The organism is Komagataeibacter europaeus LMG 18890 (assembly GCF_000285295.1).
Lineage (GTDB): Bacteria > Pseudomonadota > Alphaproteobacteria > Acetobacterales > Acetobacteraceae > Komagataeibacter > Komagataeibacter europaeus.
In genome coordinates, this window is the sequence record NZ_CADP01000070.1 from 1 (window position 1) to 16,354 (window position 16,354).

Genomic DNA, 16,354 nt, shown 5'->3' on the forward strand with positions numbered 1-16,354 from the left:
TTACGGCATCATAGCTTCCTTCATATCCTTCCTCACGCAGCAGTTCGAACAGACGGATGAGGCTCAGCCGTTCGCGGGCCGGACGCGCCACGTTCTCCTCAAGAAGAGCGCACAATCTTCCCTCCCATGGACCAATCCGGGGAAGAGGCTGTCGTTCTCGGTGATAGTCAAAAGACGTCTGTCCCGACCGGATCACCTTGCGTACCGTCTGCCGCGATATCCCAAGGTCCCGGCAGATCGCCTTGATCGCCTTTCCTTCGACAAAATGCGCGCGACGGATCTTTCCAATTGTTTCCACAACAAGCATCCCAAACCGGGCCTCCATTCAGCATGAAGGCCATCGTGAACCCGTTTCTCAGAAAGGGGTCGTTTTTGGCTGCCTGTCCCCCTTCCGAAGGGGTCACTTTTCCATGCCGCTTAACACACGGGCGGCACGTTCCACGCTAACCTGCCGCATCGCTTCAGCCACAGCCTTGCGCTCGGCCTCGGTCGGTGGTGCACGCTGCGTATCAGGCTTCTGGTCCGCAACGGCCAGGATTGCCTTGCAGCCCTCGACTTCACGGGCAATCCGGTCCGCGATAGGACGCAGCAGCGCGTAAAGCTCCGCCGGGCGCGGCCAGAACGTGCCAGGCAGTCGGCCATTGACTGCGGGCTGCCGACACCACGCCTGACGCGAGGTGACCGACCAGACGCCGGCGGGCAGTTCGCCACAGACTTCCATCACAGCCTCGACTGCCGCGCGAACCGCGCCTTCGTCGGTCGGAGCGTTAGCGACCATTCCCGCCAGCTTCTTCAGCCAGCCCATGACCATCTGGGGGGACGCAGGCTGCATAGCGTGCTGCGCGGACGCCAACTGAACCCGTGCCTGACTGGCCACGACCGGGGTCACGTCGCGCGGCAGGATCGCCATTCCCTCGCGCCGTGCGTCGATCAGCGCAGAAACGGCAGGTTCTGCAGGACGGTATGCCGCGATGGCACCGGGACGGATCTTCGAAACGTGGTTCATGGTCAAACTCCCGGATGGTCGGGCACGGCGTCCCAGATAGCGGGACGACCGTGATCGCGTTGGGGCGTCGATGGAGACGGCGCGGCAGCGGCAGACGCGCTTGGGTCGTCCTGCCAGCCCCCGCTGTTCAGCCACGATGCTGGGTAGGGGATGAACTGCGCACGGTCGGATTTTCGGTCGGGCCAAGCAGCCACCTGCCTCGACAGACCAAGCATGATTTCAGCCTGGGCCGCTCTAGTCCGTGCCTTGGTGTGGGCTTTCCGGGCAGCGTCCTTTCCGACGTGCCGGGGATAGGCCGCCCAGAACTCATCAAACTCGTTTTCCCGATCCTGCCGCTCATCGCGTTGGGGGTTTGGGGGTATATCCGAACGTAGTGAGGATATTACCTTTCCCTTACACCATTCCATCGGCCCCTGTGTTTCAATGTTTGGACATTGTTCATTCGGTGTTTGAACATCGACGGGACAATGTTCATTCTTTGCATCCTCTCTGCGCTGTTCATGCTTGCGTGGCGTTTTGTCGCCAACGCTTCCTGGGTTTTTCTTGCTGCATGTGTGCGACTTCGCATCCAAGGCAACGAACTGCGCAATTTCTGGCGTGATTGGATGCACTGGTTTCGGGCGCTCTGGTCTCTGGAACTTCCGAAAGTTCCTTACCGCCCCGAAGGGTTTGCCATCCGCCTCGTATCGCGTTATCGCGCCAGTCCCTTCCAGTTCTTCCAGAAGGGATGTTGCGTCGGCGCCGTCACCAGGCAGTAGGCGCATCTTCAGCGTAAGCGGTTTCCACTGGAAAATGCCATTGTCATCGGCCTCATTCCAAAGGCCGATCAGAAAGAGGCGTGCCAAAGGCGAAACCGACACGAAACTTTCGTCCGTCCACAATGAGGGGTGAACGCTTCTAATTCGGGCCATCAGTTCAGCCCTCCTATGGACATGCCATTTTCAATCGCGAACTGAATGGCCCAGTCAGGATCTATCCCGGCATCAGCCGCTAGCGCGCGGATCAGTTCGGCTGGCATCGGAATGTTGCGCATGTCGCAATCTTCGGGCGTGAGGGGTTCTGGTAAATCGGTCATGCCGCCACCTCAGTAATCGTAACAACAGTCCGCTGCTCACACAGCCGACACTTCACGGCACGAACCTCAAGATCCATGTGCGCAGGCCCGTCATCCACGACGAAGCCCAGCCCGCGCTTGTTCTTCACGCGCTGCCGTGCGCCTGGCGTGCGGACGTTCAGCAGGCACGGTGTCGTCAAAGCATCCACCAGGAACTTCGCGCCGCCATACAGGCCGTCCGTGTCCGGTGTTCCGGCCGAATAGCGCTCGATCAGGACATGGGCGCGCTGGAATGGCTCAGAGGGGCGCAAATGTAGCGCCACGTCCGCAACATCCCGCGCCATCTTCCGGCGCATCCCAGTGAGCGCAAACCGGCTCTGGCCGATGCTGTGATTGAGAAGCGGGAAGGGCTTGGGGAGGGTGAAGGTTATCATGCGGCCATCCCCCGTGCTGGGAATGGACATTCACGGTCGCCCGGCCTCAGAGCCTCGTAGCGCAGACCAGTCATTCGGCCCCTGATCCAGTGTCGGTTCTCAGTGCGCAACCACTCGCGCGCCTCTCGATCGGAGCGCACGTTGTAGATCCCCACGAAATATGTGCCGTCCCGGTCAACGCCGGATACGCGGGTCCATGTGCGGGTTTCTGGCATCATACATCATCCGTCAGATAATATTCACGCGGCGGCTGGTGAACCTTGACGCCAGCCGCAAGCAATACTTCGGGAGTGTACCCCTGTGCAGTGCGGGCATTCCGCTGTTTGCTGAGGGCCGATTTTGAGATACCGACGCGATCAGCGAACGCCTGCGCCGTCCCTGCTTTGTTGATCGCGTGGGAAACTATGCGGTGCACATCAATGTCGGTGAGGGTGTTGTGCTTCATTACCCGGCCTCCCGTTTCATTTCATCGGTCGCACTGCGCGTGATCTTTACGGAAGGGTTCAAACACGCCCCGATTGCAAACAGACGCGTGTTCGTATCCTGCAGGTCGGCACGCAGTTTTTCATTTTCGCGCCGAAGCGTTTCATTGTCCGCGCGCAGGCGGCGCATCGTCTCCCAGACTTCCTGTTGCAGAAAGGCAAAGCCGATCATGCCAACGCGGATTTCGACGTAGACTTCGCCCTGGTCAAAGCCGAAGCCACGCCATTTCAATGTTTGGATTGCTGTAGGCATTTCCTTGTTTCTTCGACCATCTGGCCGACCTCTTTTTCCAACTCCGGGCAATCCGCCATCAGCACGATCAGGTCATGCATGCGGGGCGCGTTCTTGCCGTAGAGCCAATTTGTGAAAGCCTTCACCGACCATCCGTGCTTGCGGGAAACCCGTTTGGCGGCATTGCGAACCTCCCCATAACGGTGCTGCATCGACCGTTTTACGGCCTCGACGCAGTCTTCGTTCGACACACGTTCTGGGGTGAAATTGGGGGAAAGATTTTCCCGAGATATTTGCATCGTCATGCTCCACATTCCGAACAGCGATGGACGGAACCGGAGAAAAACTTGTTAGAGAAACCACCAATCGAATTGGCGGACGGGATGAAGGAAGGAGACCGCACCCTGTCAATTCCACAGACGCTGGTCCTCATGGCGCGGGTATGGGCGGCACCCCATCCCTTCGCGACCATTGAGGTCCGGCAGCACCTGGCAGCCATGGTGGCCACTGAATTGGCAGGGCGCGGGTGAGGCATCAGACGAAAGCGGCCCCATGCGCGATAGGGCTGCATGTGGAGCAAAGCCGATTGAGCCGTCCGATCGCATTGAACGTTTTCCCGCATTCCAGACATTTCCGGGTGCAAGGCGCGTTCATGTATCGGCGGAACGAGATTTCATCGGGCGCCACGCTCAATGTTTTGCTCGGGCGCTTATCCGAAATCCCCAACTTCTCTACCCTGCGATGAACAGAAACAGGATTGCACCCAAGAACGGCAGCGATTTCTTTTGCCGCCTTTCCTCCCGCCTTCATGTCCTGAACGATCTGGTCTTTCTCGTCGTCCCACTTGAACAGACCCTGACAGGCGGCGCATTGAATGGTTTCACCTCTCCGCAGACCGAAAGTAGTTGCTACATGGTCTCCGCCACACTTCATGCATACGCAGTTCCAGCGCACGAGGGTATTGTGAGACGGCGCGCGCTCTATCACCTTCAAATGTCCGAACGTCTGGCCTTTCAGGTCTAGAAGGGGCGCCATTACACCACCTCTCCAGCGCATGGAGCCGATCCATAAACGCCATTCTTTTCCAGAAACTTCCGACGCTTCCATGTGATTTCATCAGCGGTCAGGTTGCAGCTTTTCCAGAAGGAAATTTTCTCAGCCAATTCCGTATTGGATGTCGTCCGCAATCGCCTTTGCAGGATCGAATCAATCGAACGACCAGGCAGGAACTTCTGGATTTCCCGTGCCGTCTTGTTCGGCATACTGTTGAGGATCTGTGTTTCGTGTTCGGTCCATGGTTTAGGTGCGCTCATGAGCGGGTCTCCTGAATGAGGCGACCAGCCATCACCGGCATTTCGCCGAACATGAAGCCGATCTGAGTATTGACGGAAGGGAAGCGCCGATTGAACAGGTCATCAAACTGGCGAAGGGAAATGGCGCACGACAGGATGGTCGCCACCTTTTCAATGTGCTGGCGCAACGCGGGCATATGCTTGGCCTTGAGCACCTGATGATGCTTGTGGGCGCGAACATGCTCTTCATCTGCCGGGTTGGCATCGCGTATCGCTGTCAGGCCCAGTTCGCCAAACAAGAACTTGTAGATGTATCGATTGATGAAATGGGCGCAGTTGGAGTGATTGCCGATGGCTGGGCGATCAAGGCCAAGCACGCGGTGCAGGTCAACAAAGAACCCATCGGGGTATTCACGCTGCCATTGCCGCACCTGGTCATTGACGAGGCTCAGGCGGAAGAACTCTGGGAGAGGCATTTCGAGGCGCGTCTTGCGGCGCAGTTCCACGAATGCCTTAGTCAGCTTGATGGCAAGCTCACGCGCAACAGGAGTGTCGGCGCGGTACACCATGTGAATGGCCTGACGCTCTGTCAGCCAGTATATTTTCTCAGGCCTGCCCCCAGAAGACTTTTGCGTCACGATAACGCAAAAGTCGAGTTCGCTTATATCAGATAGGTTTTTCCGAATTGCCTGCCTGAAGTACCGTACTTCTGCGTAGCCAAGATGGCCCGCAAGCTCTGCATCACTGATGCGGAACTCGCCATCCTGCTGCCGCTCAATTTTGAAAGGGATAATTTGGGCAGTCACCGCACCCCCTCCCCTTCAGGGCGCACGACCGTCACGCCTCGGAACAGGTCGGGGCGGAGTTCTTCGCGGGGAATGCTGAATTTATTTTCCAATACTTGGAAATGTCTTTCCGCCTGCTCTTTGCACCATGATGCCCCTTTCTCATCATTAGCATCGCTGAGGCGGCAAGATGCTTCCGTCCAGTAAGATACTTGGCGCTCATGGTAGAGGCGCGAAAGATTGGGGCCGTTTTCTTTTCGTCTTTTGCGTTCAGCATTCGCCCATTCCGGGTCACTCCAACGAGATGCTGTCTTTTTCGCAAAGCTTTTCTTTGCCTCAGGAGACCAAATGTTCTGTCGACCTCCCCGATTTTTTGACAGCTTATGTGAGACTTCAAATAAAGGAAGGCCCATATCGCCATTTAGAACTTCGTTAGATGCCTCAAACCATTCCCCAGAAACCCGGAAACGCGACAAACGATCATGAATGGCCCTTTCTTCCACTTTCCCCCCAATAAAGGCGCGCAGCAATACCAATTGGTTCGCGCTACCTGTCTGGAGCATCTGCATGCGGCGTCGAATATTGTTCGTGCTGCCAATTTTTACCGGTCCGTCATTTCCAGACCGAATGAAGTACACGGGCATTACACGCGCCCTCCATCAACTACTGGACGCTCAATATCTGACGGCCATTCCTTATCGGAAGGCCAGTTATTACTTATCCATGAGACTGCGCGGTGGTAGCTGCGTGTCTTAAGATCCCCACCAGATTTCACTCGTGGAAGGGTTCGACTATTTTTGAAAATAATCCCCGAAACTGTCGCGACCGATACACCACGCGCCTCGCAGTAGGCATCAGTCAGTTTCGAGAGTTTCTCTGTGAGTTCCATGACGGAACAATGCGGTCATTTGACCGCTTCGTCAACAAGAAAGTGCGGTCGTATTACCGCATGCAATTTTCCTCAAAAAACGGCAAAAAGACCGCATGAGCGTAGAGGAGTTCTTCAGCGTCTATGACGCAGCCCTGAAAGCCGCCGGTTCACCGTCGGAGTCATCAGTCATGCGTGCGGCGGGTGTGGGGATCGACACCATGCGAAACGCTCGGCGCCGCACCACTGCGCCTGATCTTCTCGCAGTGGTAAAAATAGCTCACACCTTGAACGTGCCGCCATTTGAGTTCCTGAAGCCGCTGGGGCTGACCCCTAACATGCTCTTCAGTCCTGCGCCGGATCAGTCGGGTGGTGATGTGGCTCATGATAGATTCGAGGTTCTTCTCCTCAAGATCTGGCGCGCTATGAGCCAGGAAGAGCGCCTCGGTCTGATGGCGCTTCTCAAGGCCAGAATCGACACCAATGCGGCCTGACCCATCTTCAAGCGCCCGTAGGTCTTCCGCCGCGTTCCCGTTCATTGTTTCCCTTTCGTTCTCATGGAACGATAGCAGGACAGAACGGGCGGTTGATATACGTAATTTGGATATGGGTTATGCGTTCTAATGGCTGACGGTAGCGATTCAAGCGTGTTGTATCGCGATGATTGGGTAATCAATGCACGTAGGAAATTTGCTTCTGCAGAGATTATTTTTGACGCGGGCCAGTATCAGGAAGCATTCGAACTGGCGGGCATCGCAGTTGAATGCGCGTTAAAGGCTAAACTTATGAAAATGCATGGCTGGAACGCATGGCCTGGCAGGAACCATAAACCACCTATCGAAATACATGATTTGCAAAAGCTATGCAGAATGTGCGGCGCATGGGATGAGTTACAGGAAATCTTAAATTCTACACCCAATCACGATCTTATACATGCGTGGGGCGTTGTAAATTCGTGGCGCGTCAATGTAAGGTACAAAAGTGGCAGTTTCCCTGCACCCTTGGCGCGTGACATAGTTTCTGCCGTTGGAGATAAAGGATTGTTGGAATGGCTATTGAAGTAGGGCCGGCATCGAATGAACGGCGGCTTGCCGGATTTCGTGTTTACCAGATCCTTGATGAGATTGGGCTGAAGCCGAATGTGGCGGCATGGGTTTACGACCGGGAATCTGATTACTGGTGGTATATGGTGGCTACCCCGTTAATTGATACGGTCGGACCGCAATGGGTTTTTGACCGCCTTTTGAAGGCTTTCCAGAAAATAAAGTTGCCCGACGAAGTTACGCCGTTGGATATCTGCTTGATGAGTCCGAACGAGGCGCATGTGTCAAAAATTCTCAAGACGCATAACTTTGAGGCAAAAGGTAATAAAGAGCAGGCCTTTTTGATGTTCAATTCTGCTGATTTGGACATTGACGATATGCACTACGATAACGTGCTGGCTTACAGAATCTCGAAAAGACGAGAGGTGGTCCAAACTGTGGTACGTAGATTCGATAAGAAGGTTGCGCAATTAATCGCTGCATAGGTCCACGCGCGGAATCTCGATCTTTTGAATCCCGCTCCGGCGGGATTTTTTATGCCTGCACCACAGCCACCTGCCCGACTTCCTCCAACGTCTCAGTCCGTGGTGCACCATCTTCCCCCAAAAAGAACCGGAATACGCTGGCTCCCACATCATCGGTCAGCCCTGATTTGACCTGATAGAGCCGCATCATGGCCTCTTGGCGCGACTGACAGTGTACGAGACCTGTCGGCCATGGATATTGCGCGCCTGGCTCCCCTTCCAGCCTGTAGGATTGGAACACGTAGGCTTCGGTCTCGGGTGCGTGCATGGCGAATCCTTTCCTCTATGTTCTTATTGTGTTCCGCATGATTCGCGAAGGCGGTTTTTGCACGCCCGGACAATTGACCAAAAAAAATTCACTGAGCGGTCATTTGACCGTTGACTGTCGCGGTCATTTGGCCGCATGATTACCCCATCACCAACACGGAGATGGGCAGTGAACAGCCTCACAATTCTCTCTACGGAAATACGGCAGGACGCAGATGGGCGTTACTGCCTGAACGATTGCCACCGGGCGGCTGGTGGCGTTGCGAAGGACGCTCCGGGGCAGTGGCTTCGCACGGATCAGGCGAAAAAGCTGATCAAAGAATTGGAAACTATGCAGAATTGCACAGTTTCTGAAACTGCCGGAAAGCCGGTAGAAACGGTTCCGGGTCGCAATGGCGGGACATATGCCTGCAAGGAACTGGTCTACGCCTACGCGATGTGGATCAGCGCCGCTTTCCATCTGACCGTCATTCGCGCATTCGACGCGATGGTGACGGGGGCCACATCGGTTCAGACCCCCGCCATCGACCTGAACGATCCCGCATTCCTTCGCAGCACCCTTCTGACCTACACCGAAAAATTACTGGCCCTCGAGGCCGAGAAGGCAGAAGCCGCGCCCAAGCTGGAAGCATTCGAGCGCCTCGCCAACAGCAAGGGCCGCACGAACCTGCGCGAAGTCGGCAAGGAACTTCAGATCGGCTCAAAGCGCGGCATCGAGTTCCTGCGCGAGATCAAGTGGACGTTCCGCGATCAGGCCGGGCGCTGGAAGGCATACGCGGGCGCGGTCGATGCCGGTTACGTCGAGATGAAATACACGACCTATACCAACACCGCAGGCGAAGAAGTCAGCACGCAGCAGGTATTCGTGACGCCGCGCGGGATGGCGCGTCTCGCCCATCGTCTGGGGATGCAGTAACAATGGAAACGAACATGAACAATTCCCCGGTTGAGCAGATGGATGCTCCCGAAAATAACCCCGCACAGATTACCCTCCTCAAGATCCGCGAATGGGGCGCGTGCTCCGACGGTCGCGACTGGTTCCGCAAGAAGTTCCCCCAGGGCGGCTTGTATGGCGAGGTCATGAATAGCCTTTATGCTGACAAGCGTTACGGTGATGCGCGTTGGCTGGCCAATAGGGCGTTCGATGTGAAGAACATCAATGCTGATTTCATCAAGAGTGACGTTCGTTCGATCATTTCTGCAACCGAAGGTGTTGAGGTTGACGAGGGCGACTACGCGCGGATCGGTTCCTCGGGCGACTACGCGCGGATCGGTTCCTCGGGCTACGGCGCGCGGATCGTATGTTCTGGGGAGAATACCACCGTCGCATTCGCTGGCCGACACGGATCAGTCAGTCTTGGCAAAGGCGGCGCGGCATCTCTGGTATGGCACGATGGCAACCGCAATCGCTTCATCAATATCTACGAAGGCGAGGATGGTATTGAGGCTGGTGTTCTCTATGCCATCGAAAACGGCAAAGTGGTGAGGCAATAATGCCTCCCCTCCCCGACAACCACCTAACCCGTTTCCTCGGCATGGCCCTGCTCGGTGCCATGCTTCTGGGAACGGTGTTCTACGCATTCGCCACTGTCGTAATGCCCTGACACGCCCAGGCCACCGGGATTGCGGTCCCGGCAGTCTGGCCGAGTTTGGCCAAGAATTTTACAAGTAATGAGAGGAATTGATTATGTGCAGTAATCTTCCCGACGGTTGTTCGCAGGATGATATTGACGCGCGGTTCGGAAACCTGTCCGCAAAGGCAGAGGATGACCTTCAGACCATTGATGAATGGAAGGTCCATCTCCGGGGCTGGATGGCTTGGGCCAAGGGGCGCAGCCTGAGCGATGGCTTCCAGATGGATGAATTCATTGCGGGCATCGAAAACCAGCTTATCGACCTGACCGCGCAGACCAAAGAAATCGAGGCAGACGGGCAGGTTCCTGCGACCGTATCACACGTTATCCGGCCACGTCTGGCGCTGGTGGGTGCGGCATGAACAAAAACACGCCCGAACCCCGCCGCTTCATCATCGGCCTCGATAGAGATGGTGAAGTAATCCACTGCCAACCCAAGGACGGCAAGTTCCGTCCCTGCCCGCCGGGATATGCCCCGCAAACGATCCTGGTTGTCACCGCTGACGTGGATGTTCCCGCATGAAAAACCTTCTGACCGAACACCAGCGCGTGCGGATCAACCGGCGCGTGATGCAGAACCATAATGGGAGGCGGGGGCTGTGAGTGAAGCGAATGTTAATCTGATCGCCGCTGCGCCTGACCTATACGAGGCATTAAGCAGACTGCTTACATGCTTGGAAAGCAATGGGGTTGAACTGGACTGTCTGTCGGCACCCAAGCCCCTGATCGACCTTTTGAACAGCGAGGAAGAATATGCTGCCGTGGAGAAATCCCGAACCGCCCTCGCCAAAGCACGAGGTGAAGCATGAAATCCCTTACCCCGCGCCAGCTTAAGGCCGCACGCTGGAACCTGCGCATGATGGACCCGCGCACCGACTGGCAGCGCATCACGGGCCGCGACGATCTTGAGATCCCCGCGTGGCCTTTCCCCGATTACGAGACCCTGTTTCTGCCCGGTGGACAGCGGGTGGCGTTTGTTGAGGGGAGTGTGTGATGGCGCTCACAGTTTATGAAGATTTGGAGCAGGGAACAGACGAGTGGCTTCAGGCGCGTTGTGGTGTGCTGACGGCCAGCGTGATCGGGAAACTGGTCACACCGACCGGAAAGGTCGCCAACAATGAGACCGTGCGCCGTCTGGCTGCTGATCTCCTGTCGCAGCGCATCACCGGCATTGTCGAGGAAATACCTCAGACCTATGGCATGCAGCGCGGGCATGAGGATGAGATTGAGGCCAAGATTTCGTACGTCGGTAAGATCGCACCGGTCAAAGAAATCGGCTTCATGGTCGAAGATCGTTGGGGTTTTAAGATTGGCTACTCCCCAGACGGCCTGGTTGGCGATAACGGCCTGATCGAATGCAAGTCACGGGCCCACGGTCTGCAGTTTCAGGTGATCTGCAGCCGGGATGTGCCAGCCGAATACATGGCCCAGATCCAGACCGGCCTGATGGTGTCGGGTCGGGAATGGCTGGACTTCATCAGCTTTCCGGCTCTCGGAGGCGGCAAGATGATGGTCAAGCGCGTGTTCCCTGATCCGAAATACCAAGCCCTACTCATTGACGCTGCCACGCAGTTTGAAAACCGGTTGGCCGAACAGCACGCCGAATACCTGGACGCATTAACCGATCCCGCACTCCGTTTTATCGACGTTGAGCGCAGGACGATGGAAGAGGACATTGTAATCTGATGGACATGAGCAAGACAATCATCGCCAAGTCGGACCAGCTCAACGCGGACGATTTGCTCGGTGGCCCGCGTACAGTTGAGATTGAGCGCGTGACCGAAGGCAATTCGGATCAGCCTGTCGCCGTGTTCTACAAGGGCTGCAATGGCAAGCCCTACTATCCCTGCAAATCCATGCGCCGGGTGATGGTCAACGTCTGGGGACCGGATGGTCACAGTTATGCGGGCAAAGCCATGACCCTGTTCCGTGATCCCAATGTAAAATTCGGTGGCATCATGGTGGGTGGCATTCGTATCAGCCACATGAGTGGGATTGATAAAGATACGCCACTTGCCCTGCAGGTCACGCGTGGAAGCAAGAAGCTTTACACGGTCAAGCCGCTTCGCGTGCAGGAGCAGAAGGCCCAGACGCCTGCCATCATTGGCAAGATCCGTGAACAGATCGCGACGGCGTCAAATATCGAAGAAGCCGATGCCATCTGGAAGAAGTTCTCCGATTATGTGCAGAAATGCGAGGATGCTGGCAAGCCATTGTCACCTGACGTTGTGCAGGAGTGTCAGAGCATTATCAGCGAACGGTCCGCCTCTCTGTCTCCTGAAAATCAGCCAGTGGACGAATTCGCATGACCTCCGACGCCACCGAACCTGACTACCTGGCAACCCGGCTGACGTAGACGCAGCAGGTCGAACTTCACATGCGGGCGCACAATTCCGCGCCGCTCACCATTTGCCAGAAGCGCCGGTTGCGTATTGCCCGCGATAACGGCGTCTAGCCGTGGGACGCATTCGAGCAGATCGTAGGAGCCGACCATGTGCAGTTCTGAAGAACTGATCCACGACGCGCGGCAGGTTGATTTGGAAGAGATGATTATGACGAACGAAACACCGATGTATCTTGTACCGGGGCGGCTGACGGATGAGCAGCGCCAATCATTTGTAGAGGCAATGGACTGCGGTGAAACGGCAGAGGACGCCATTGCCGCCATCGGCACCCCCATCCAGCCGTGCGCGGATGTGGAGACGGTTGGTTACGCAAACGGGGCACTTTTAGGCGCTGGGCATGCTTATCGCATGATAAGCCCAGTTGCCTGTTCAACTGAAAGGACAACCCGTCATTTTGATACCCCCCTCGTCCGCCGCACCGACATGGAGGCGCAGATTGCGCGTGTGGCAGCTGAGAAGGATGTGGAGATCGCGCGGTTGCGCGCCGCATTAGCTGAGACTAAGCGTAAAGCAGTTGGTTACATGGATGAGCCCTCGGCCTGCTTCTTTATTGCATCCCTCAACGAAGGAGCGGCGGCATGAGCGACTGGAACGGCCTGCCAGATCAGCCGGAGCGGAGTGGGTGGCACATCATTCGTGAGAAAGGCAGCCCATATTCTGTATACTTCCACTATTGGTGGGGAAAATATGGTCTATGGAGTGAACTTCGGTGCCGGAACATGCAAAATGCTGGCAAACCATACAAAAAACCAGAATGGCTTGCTGAGCATAATAATTATATCGGCCCGGTCTGCAATTCATCCGAACTCGCGCAGATGCGTAAGGATGAGCGGGAGCGGGCGGCGCAGGTTTGCGAAAGATGGGCACAGGCCTGCGGTGCAATATACGACCTCAATCCCACAGACTATTCTGCTGGGGAGGCGGATGCATGGAAAGAGGCAGCGTGGGCCATCCGCGCCCTAACCGACGATGAAGGGAAGAAGTCGTGAGAAGTCGGGAAGAACTGATTGACCAGCTTGTTCATGAAACCGGTCCAAGCATGGTCCACGGCCCAGAGAAAATCAGGCGTATGTGGGCGCAGGAATACATCGATACCGCCATCCAGCGGGGGCGTGAACTGGAGCGTGCGGAGATGGGGCAGCAGTGGGAAACTGACATAAAGAAGGCCCCCGGCCTTCGCCACACCGTTTTAGTCAAACTCAAAGATGGACGCGTGACCATGGCTAATAACGAGTTTGGTCCGGGACAAGATGGTTGGGTCGATATCGTTGGAATGCAGACAGATATCGCGGAAAGCGACATCGTGGCATGGCGTTTTTGCCCAGATTATCAGCCGACGGAATGCGAGGTATGACCGTAACCCTGACAGGCATCACCAAGTCGATGGTGCTAGGCGTCGATACTGCGGCGCAGCTTCTTGCCTACTGCGCGCGCGTGTCCAGCACGGCCAACCAGATGAACCATGAAACCGGACCTAAGCTGCTGCGGTTTCTGGTCGAGCGCAAGGAGTGGTCGCCTCTGGAAATGATCTCCATAACCATGGAGATCGAGACTACGCGCGACATTGCGCGCCAAATCCTGCGGCATCGGTCATTCTCGTTTCAGGAGTTCTCCCAGCGCTCTGCGGTAGTAGATGACATTCCTGTGTTCCGTGAGGCGCGATTGCAGGATCATACGGACCGGCAGAACAGCATCGAGACGGATGACGAAGAATTGGCCGGTGGATGGGAGGATATGCAGGCCCGCGTCCACATCGCCGCTGACGACGCCTATAGCTGGGCGCTGGAGAACGGCATCGCCAAAGAGGTGGCCCGCGCAGTGCTGCCCGAGGGCATGACCCCTTCACGCCTCTACATGGCCGGAACGCTGCGGTCATGGATGCACTACTGCGTGCTGCGGTGCGAGCGGAAAACCCAGAAAGAGCACCGGGAAATTGCCTTCGACGTGGCCGACATCCTGCGCGATCAGTTCCCCGATATTGCCGACCTGATCCCGAGCCAGGAGGACGAAAATTGACCGAACAAACCCACACCCCCTACCAGCGCGGCCGCCGGGCTGCTGAGCGTGGAGCGCCGCGCAAGGTGCCCGCTGACGTTGATTTTGGCACATATCGCGGGGAATGGCTTGAAGGCTTCGACAGCATCCACGGAACACCCGCAACACGCGGAGCACACTACCAGGGCGGGCAGTTTCAGGCGTGGGATGTGACCCGATACCTGTCTGGCGATATGGCGCAGGCTTGGCAGTATGTCTATCGGTGCGGGCGGAAGGGGTCGGAGCAGGATGCTGTTACGGATCTTCGGAAGGCGGTGGATTTCATTGAGGACTGGCTGGCCCATGATCCTGAACCCAATCAGCGCGCTTCTACCGGCGACATTCCCGATGAGGTGTTTTTCACGCTGGATCAGTGGCGGCTGTTTGCTCTGAACGACATTCAGTATGCCGATCACAATGGAGCTGCCGATACGGCAGAGCATGCCGTCAAGACGATCAAGCGCGAGATCGCGCGGCGGGAGGCGGCATGACCTACAATCTGCGCGTGGCTGGCGGCCTGACTGAACCGCTGGAACTGGTCGCCCAGAACCGATACCACGTGTTCCTGCGGTGGCGTGGCGAGATTGTCGCGACACATCTGGGGGCATGGAACGCTCTGGTGGAGAGTGGGCGCGTGGTGGAGGTGGGGCATGGGTGACCTTCTCGAACGGTGGGTAGGGCCATCATCTCTCGCCAAACGGCTGGATACAACACCGCGCAATCTACCTCGGTATGTGGCTGAGGGAAAAATTCCCCAGCCCAGTTACCACCTTGGCCCCAAAACTCCACGCTGGGATATTCACGCCGTAGATGCGCTGATGCTCAAGCGTGCCGGAATTTCAACATCAAAGGATATGGACGCGACAGTTGCCAAAATTTGCGAAGAAAACCGACAATACGGGAGACGTAAAGGTCGTTCGCAAGCGACTGGCTGACGGAACGGTTAAGGAATACCGATATCCAAAAAAGAGAGGTCAGGCGGTTAGGGCAGAGTCGTCGATTGGAACCGTTGGGCATGTCCTCAGCTTATATTATTCCAGCCCAGAGTTTTCGCGCATCAGTCCAAAGACGCGAGAAAATAGGCGTATATACCTGATGGAAATGGAAAAGCTGTCAGCAAAGCCATTACGTGACATAACACGCAAGATATTAATTGATATTAGGGATAGCATTGCATCAGGCCGCGGCCATGGAGCGGCTAACGGGTTTCTATCAATCACCAAAACCTTCTTTGGATGGGCCATAAGCCGGGAATGGGTAGACATAAACCCCGCAATGTCGATTGCGTCTTTGCCACGGGGATCACTTCCGGCATGGACCAAAGATGCCGTCCAGCAGGCCGAGAAGACACTGGATGAGTCTCTGTGGCGTGTCGTTGTCTTAGGCGTTTTTACAGGACAGCGGCGGGGAGATTTATGCCGGATGCAATGGGACGATATCCGGGAAGGTTTTATCCATGTTCATCAGCAGAAAACCGGAGTGCAGTTAAGGATTCCGATCCATCCGGCGCTGGCTGCCAATCTGGAGAAGTGGAAAGGACCATCTCCATATATTCTGACCAGTAGAACTGGGGTTCCATGGCAACCTGGGGTTCTATCAACAGCAATGTATAATGCCGCGAAAGAAGGAAAAATTCCCAAGGGTCTGAATGTTCACGGTCTGAGAAAATTGGCTGCCACGCTCCTTGCTGAAGCTGGGTGCACCACACATGAAATCGCTGCCATTACTGGACATAAAACTCTGGCCATGGTCCAGCATTATACCCTGTCTGCAGATCAGGAACGACTTGCGAAAGGGGCTGTAAACCGCATGGAAACCGATTTTTGGAAACCGCAAGAAACTGAAAAATAAGTCGTTGATTTATCTAAATTAATGCATTTTGGAAGAAGAAATAACCCTAGCAGTCTGTCGGGTTGGCCATTTTGAGGGTTATAAGGTCGAGGCTGACCCGGCTTATGCCGCCTGAAGCCGTGCCATTCTTTTGCAGTTATATGCGAGTGCAACGAGGGTCCATTCGGTCGTGACTTTTGCAAGGCCACGCAGGCTGAACCTTCTGAACCCCATGATGCTTTTGATAATTCCAAAGACCGGTTCAACGGTCTGTTTTCGTAGTCTGTAAACATCTCCGGCTTCTGTGGTTTCCAGCCTGTCCTTCATGGCAAGCCGCCAGGGTTCGGTTATCCGGCGTGGCTCCCTGCTTTCAGGAAGTGGCCGGAAATCATATGGCCTGCGGGCACAGGGCCGTCCAATGGCGACCAGCGGATCGATGCCTTTTTTCCGCAGGTCCCGGACCG

Annotated in this window: 33 protein-coding genes and 1 pseudogene; 20 read left to right on the top strand and 14 right to left on the bottom strand. The window is 56.0% G+C overall.

Going from position 1 to position 16,354, the window contains the following annotated elements; all coding sequences use genetic code 11:
* From GEU01_RS25815 to GEU01_RS15415, 8 genes and pseudogenes are all read right to left on the bottom strand, one after another.
* Positions 1 to 307, bottom strand: a pseudogene (locus GEU01_RS25815) (IS21 family transposase); the annotation flags it as partial.
* 93 nt (positions 308 to 400) lie between these two features.
* On the bottom strand, positions 401 to 1,006 hold the full coding sequence (locus GEU01_RS22945) for a hypothetical protein (protein WP_019086770.1): 606 nt from the start codon (positions 1,004 to 1,006) through the stop codon (positions 401 to 403).
* A 2-nt stretch (positions 1,007 to 1,008) separates the two neighbouring features.
* Positions 1,009 to 1,866 (bottom strand): hypothetical protein, encoded by an 858-nt coding sequence (locus GEU01_RS22950; protein WP_232272571.1) that lies wholly within the window; start codon positions 1,864 to 1,866, stop codon positions 1,009 to 1,011.
* A gap of 50 nt (positions 1,867 to 1,916) precedes the next feature.
* Positions 1,917 to 2,081, bottom strand: coding sequence for a hypothetical protein (locus tag GEU01_RS26380; RefSeq protein ID WP_019086772.1), 165 nt, complete (start codon positions 2,079 to 2,081; stop codon positions 1,917 to 1,919).
* Positions 2,078 to 2,494 carry a hypothetical protein gene (locus tag GEU01_RS15400; protein WP_026018782.1) on the bottom strand — a complete coding sequence of 139 codons (417 nt, stop codon included), beginning with the start codon at positions 2,492 to 2,494 and terminating at the stop codon, positions 2,078 to 2,080. The genes GEU01_RS26380 and GEU01_RS15400 overlap by 4 nt, the downstream gene beginning before the upstream one ends.
* A 214-nt stretch (positions 2,495 to 2,708) precedes the next feature.
* Positions 2,709 to 2,939, bottom strand: a complete 231-nt coding sequence (locus tag GEU01_RS15405; RefSeq protein WP_010515791.1) for a hypothetical protein — start codon at positions 2,937 to 2,939, stop codon at positions 2,709 to 2,711.
* A complete protein-coding gene (locus GEU01_RS15410) occupies positions 2,939 to 3,208 on the bottom strand; it encodes a hypothetical protein (RefSeq protein WP_019086774.1) in 270 nt (89 codons plus the stop codon). Before GEU01_RS15410 ends, GEU01_RS15405 begins: the two co-directional genes overlap by 1 nt.
* A complete protein-coding gene (locus GEU01_RS15415; RefSeq protein WP_010515793.1) occupies positions 3,205 to 3,513 on the bottom strand; it encodes a hypothetical protein in 309 nt (102 codons plus the stop codon). The genes GEU01_RS15410 and GEU01_RS15415 overlap by 4 nt, the downstream gene beginning before the upstream one ends.
* Positions 3,514 to 3,555: 42 nt before the next feature.
* Between GEU01_RS15415 and GEU01_RS25820 the strand changes: the two genes are divergently transcribed.
* Positions 3,556 to 3,738 carry a hypothetical protein gene (locus GEU01_RS25820; protein WP_157212866.1) on the top strand — a complete coding sequence of 61 codons (183 nt, stop codon included), beginning with the start codon at positions 3,556 to 3,558 and terminating at the stop codon, positions 3,736 to 3,738.
* A 4-nt stretch (positions 3,739 to 3,742) separates the two neighbouring features.
* Here GEU01_RS25820 and GEU01_RS15425 read toward each other — a convergent pair whose 3' ends face one another.
* From GEU01_RS15425 to GEU01_RS24555, 4 genes are read right to left on the bottom strand one after another with little or no spacing between them, the layout of a single operon-like run.
* Positions 3,743 to 4,243 (bottom strand): ECF-type sigma factor family protein, encoded by a 501-nt coding sequence (locus GEU01_RS15425; RefSeq protein WP_019086777.1) that lies wholly within the window; start codon positions 4,241 to 4,243, stop codon positions 3,743 to 3,745.
* A complete protein-coding gene (locus GEU01_RS15430) occupies positions 4,243 to 4,521 on the bottom strand; it encodes a hypothetical protein (RefSeq protein ID WP_019086778.1) in 279 nt (92 codons plus the stop codon). Before GEU01_RS15430 ends, GEU01_RS15425 begins: the two co-directional genes overlap by 1 nt.
* On the bottom strand, positions 4,518 to 5,306 hold the full coding sequence (locus GEU01_RS26925; RefSeq protein WP_232272572.1) for a P63C domain-containing protein: 789 nt from the start codon (positions 5,304 to 5,306) through the stop codon (positions 4,518 to 4,520). Before GEU01_RS26925 ends, GEU01_RS15430 begins: the two co-directional genes overlap by 4 nt.
* The gene (locus tag GEU01_RS24555; RefSeq protein WP_081499987.1) at positions 5,303 to 5,929 is read right to left on the bottom strand and encodes a GIY-YIG nuclease family protein; all 627 of its coding nucleotides are present in this window, start codon (positions 5,927 to 5,929) and stop codon (positions 5,303 to 5,305) included. Before GEU01_RS24555 ends, GEU01_RS26925 begins: the two co-directional genes overlap by 4 nt.
* Positions 5,930 to 6,269: 340 nt before the next feature.
* On the opposite strand from GEU01_RS24555, the gene GEU01_RS15450 reads away from it, so the two are divergent.
* From GEU01_RS15450 to GEU01_RS15455, 3 genes are all read left to right on the top strand, one after another.
* Positions 6,270 to 6,647, top strand: coding sequence for a hypothetical protein (locus tag GEU01_RS15450; protein WP_019086781.1), 378 nt, complete (start codon positions 6,270 to 6,272; stop codon positions 6,645 to 6,647).
* Positions 6,648 to 6,776: 129 nt separating this feature from the next.
* Entirely contained in the window at positions 6,777 to 7,217 is a 441-nt protein-coding gene (locus GEU01_RS24560) for a HEPN domain-containing protein (protein ID WP_081499988.1), read from the top strand.
* Positions 7,202 to 7,681, top strand: coding sequence for a hypothetical protein (locus GEU01_RS15455; RefSeq protein WP_019086782.1), 480 nt, complete (start codon positions 7,202 to 7,204; stop codon positions 7,679 to 7,681). Before GEU01_RS24560 ends, GEU01_RS15455 begins: the two co-directional genes overlap by 16 nt.
* 49 nt (positions 7,682 to 7,730) lie before the next feature.
* On the opposite strand, the gene GEU01_RS15460 is transcribed toward GEU01_RS15455, so the two are convergent.
* Complete coding sequence (locus tag GEU01_RS15460) at positions 7,731 to 7,988, bottom strand: hypothetical protein (RefSeq protein ID WP_019086783.1); 258 nt, start codon at positions 7,986 to 7,988, stop codon at positions 7,731 to 7,733.
* 168 nt (positions 7,989 to 8,156) lie between these two features.
* On the opposite strand from GEU01_RS15460, the gene GEU01_RS25825 reads away from it, so the two are divergent.
* The 16 genes from GEU01_RS25825 (at position 8,157) to GEU01_RS15535 (ending at position 15,911) form a co-directional block, all read left to right on the top strand.
* The gene (locus GEU01_RS25825; RefSeq protein WP_198284484.1) at positions 8,157 to 8,903 is read left to right on the top strand and encodes a phage antirepressor KilAC domain-containing protein; all 747 of its coding nucleotides are present in this window, start codon (positions 8,157 to 8,159) and stop codon (positions 8,901 to 8,903) included.
* A gap of 14 nt (positions 8,904 to 8,917) precedes the next feature.
* Positions 8,918 to 9,481, top strand: coding sequence for a hypothetical protein (locus GEU01_RS24000; protein ID WP_157212868.1), 564 nt, complete (start codon positions 8,918 to 8,920; stop codon positions 9,479 to 9,481).
* A 193-nt stretch (positions 9,482 to 9,674) separates the two neighbouring features.
* Positions 9,675 to 9,983 carry a hypothetical protein gene (locus tag GEU01_RS15480; protein WP_019086787.1) on the top strand — a complete coding sequence of 103 codons (309 nt, stop codon included), beginning with the start codon at positions 9,675 to 9,677 and terminating at the stop codon, positions 9,981 to 9,983.
* Positions 9,980 to 10,144, top strand: coding sequence for a hypothetical protein (locus GEU01_RS25830; protein WP_157212869.1), 165 nt, complete (start codon positions 9,980 to 9,982; stop codon positions 10,142 to 10,144). Before GEU01_RS15480 ends, GEU01_RS25830 begins: the two co-directional genes overlap by 4 nt.
* A gap of 76 nt (positions 10,145 to 10,220) precedes the next feature.
* A complete protein-coding gene (locus tag GEU01_RS25835; RefSeq protein WP_157212870.1) occupies positions 10,221 to 10,430 on the top strand; it encodes a hypothetical protein in 210 nt (69 codons plus the stop codon).
* Positions 10,427 to 10,615 (top strand): hypothetical protein, encoded by a 189-nt coding sequence (locus GEU01_RS15490; protein WP_019086788.1) that lies wholly within the window; start codon positions 10,427 to 10,429, stop codon positions 10,613 to 10,615. Before GEU01_RS25835 ends, GEU01_RS15490 begins: the two co-directional genes overlap by 4 nt.
* Positions 10,615 to 11,307 (top strand): lambda exonuclease family protein, encoded by a 693-nt coding sequence (locus GEU01_RS22970; RefSeq protein WP_042710891.1) that lies wholly within the window; start codon positions 10,615 to 10,617, stop codon positions 11,305 to 11,307. Before GEU01_RS15490 ends, GEU01_RS22970 begins: the two co-directional genes overlap by 1 nt.
* Positions 11,308 to 11,312: 5 nt before the next feature.
* Complete coding sequence (locus GEU01_RS24005; RefSeq protein WP_157212871.1) at positions 11,313 to 11,930, top strand: hypothetical protein; 618 nt, start codon at positions 11,313 to 11,315, stop codon at positions 11,928 to 11,930.
* A gap of 183 nt (positions 11,931 to 12,113) precedes the next feature.
* Positions 12,114 to 12,608 carry a hypothetical protein gene (locus GEU01_RS22980; protein ID WP_019086791.1) on the top strand — a complete coding sequence of 165 codons (495 nt, stop codon included), beginning with the start codon at positions 12,114 to 12,116 and terminating at the stop codon, positions 12,606 to 12,608.
* Positions 12,605 to 13,015, top strand: a complete 411-nt coding sequence (locus GEU01_RS15510) for a hypothetical protein (protein ID WP_019086792.1) — start codon at positions 12,605 to 12,607, stop codon at positions 13,013 to 13,015. The genes GEU01_RS22980 and GEU01_RS15510 overlap by 4 nt, the downstream gene beginning before the upstream one ends.
* Positions 13,012 to 13,380 carry a hypothetical protein gene (locus GEU01_RS15515; protein WP_198284485.1) on the top strand — a complete coding sequence of 123 codons (369 nt, stop codon included), beginning with the start codon at positions 13,012 to 13,014 and terminating at the stop codon, positions 13,378 to 13,380. Before GEU01_RS15510 ends, GEU01_RS15515 begins: the two co-directional genes overlap by 4 nt.
* Complete coding sequence (gene thyX / locus GEU01_RS15520) at positions 13,377 to 14,042, top strand: FAD-dependent thymidylate synthase (RefSeq protein ID WP_019086794.1); 666 nt, start codon at positions 13,377 to 13,379, stop codon at positions 14,040 to 14,042. Before GEU01_RS15515 ends, thyX begins: the two co-directional genes overlap by 4 nt.
* Positions 14,039 to 14,551 carry a hypothetical protein gene (locus GEU01_RS24010; protein WP_019086795.1) on the top strand — a complete coding sequence of 171 codons (513 nt, stop codon included), beginning with the start codon at positions 14,039 to 14,041 and terminating at the stop codon, positions 14,549 to 14,551. The genes thyX and GEU01_RS24010 overlap by 4 nt, the downstream gene beginning before the upstream one ends.
* A complete protein-coding gene (locus tag GEU01_RS26385; RefSeq protein WP_019086796.1) occupies positions 14,548 to 14,718 on the top strand; it encodes a hypothetical protein in 171 nt (56 codons plus the stop codon). The genes GEU01_RS24010 and GEU01_RS26385 overlap by 4 nt, the downstream gene beginning before the upstream one ends.
* A complete protein-coding gene (locus GEU01_RS24570) occupies positions 14,711 to 14,995 on the top strand; it encodes a helix-turn-helix transcriptional regulator (protein WP_081499989.1) in 285 nt (94 codons plus the stop codon). Before GEU01_RS26385 ends, GEU01_RS24570 begins: the two co-directional genes overlap by 8 nt.
* Positions 14,996 to 15,155: 160 nt before the next feature.
* Positions 15,156 to 15,911 (top strand): tyrosine-type recombinase/integrase, encoded by a 756-nt coding sequence (locus tag GEU01_RS15535; protein WP_232272573.1) that lies wholly within the window; start codon positions 15,156 to 15,158, stop codon positions 15,909 to 15,911.
* Positions 15,912 to 16,013: 102 nt separating this feature from the next.
* Here the strand turns inward: GEU01_RS15535 and GEU01_RS26930 are convergent.
* A partial coding sequence (locus GEU01_RS26930; protein WP_010515861.1) for a transposase occupies positions 16,014 to 16,354 on the bottom strand: 341 nt, incomplete at its 5' end.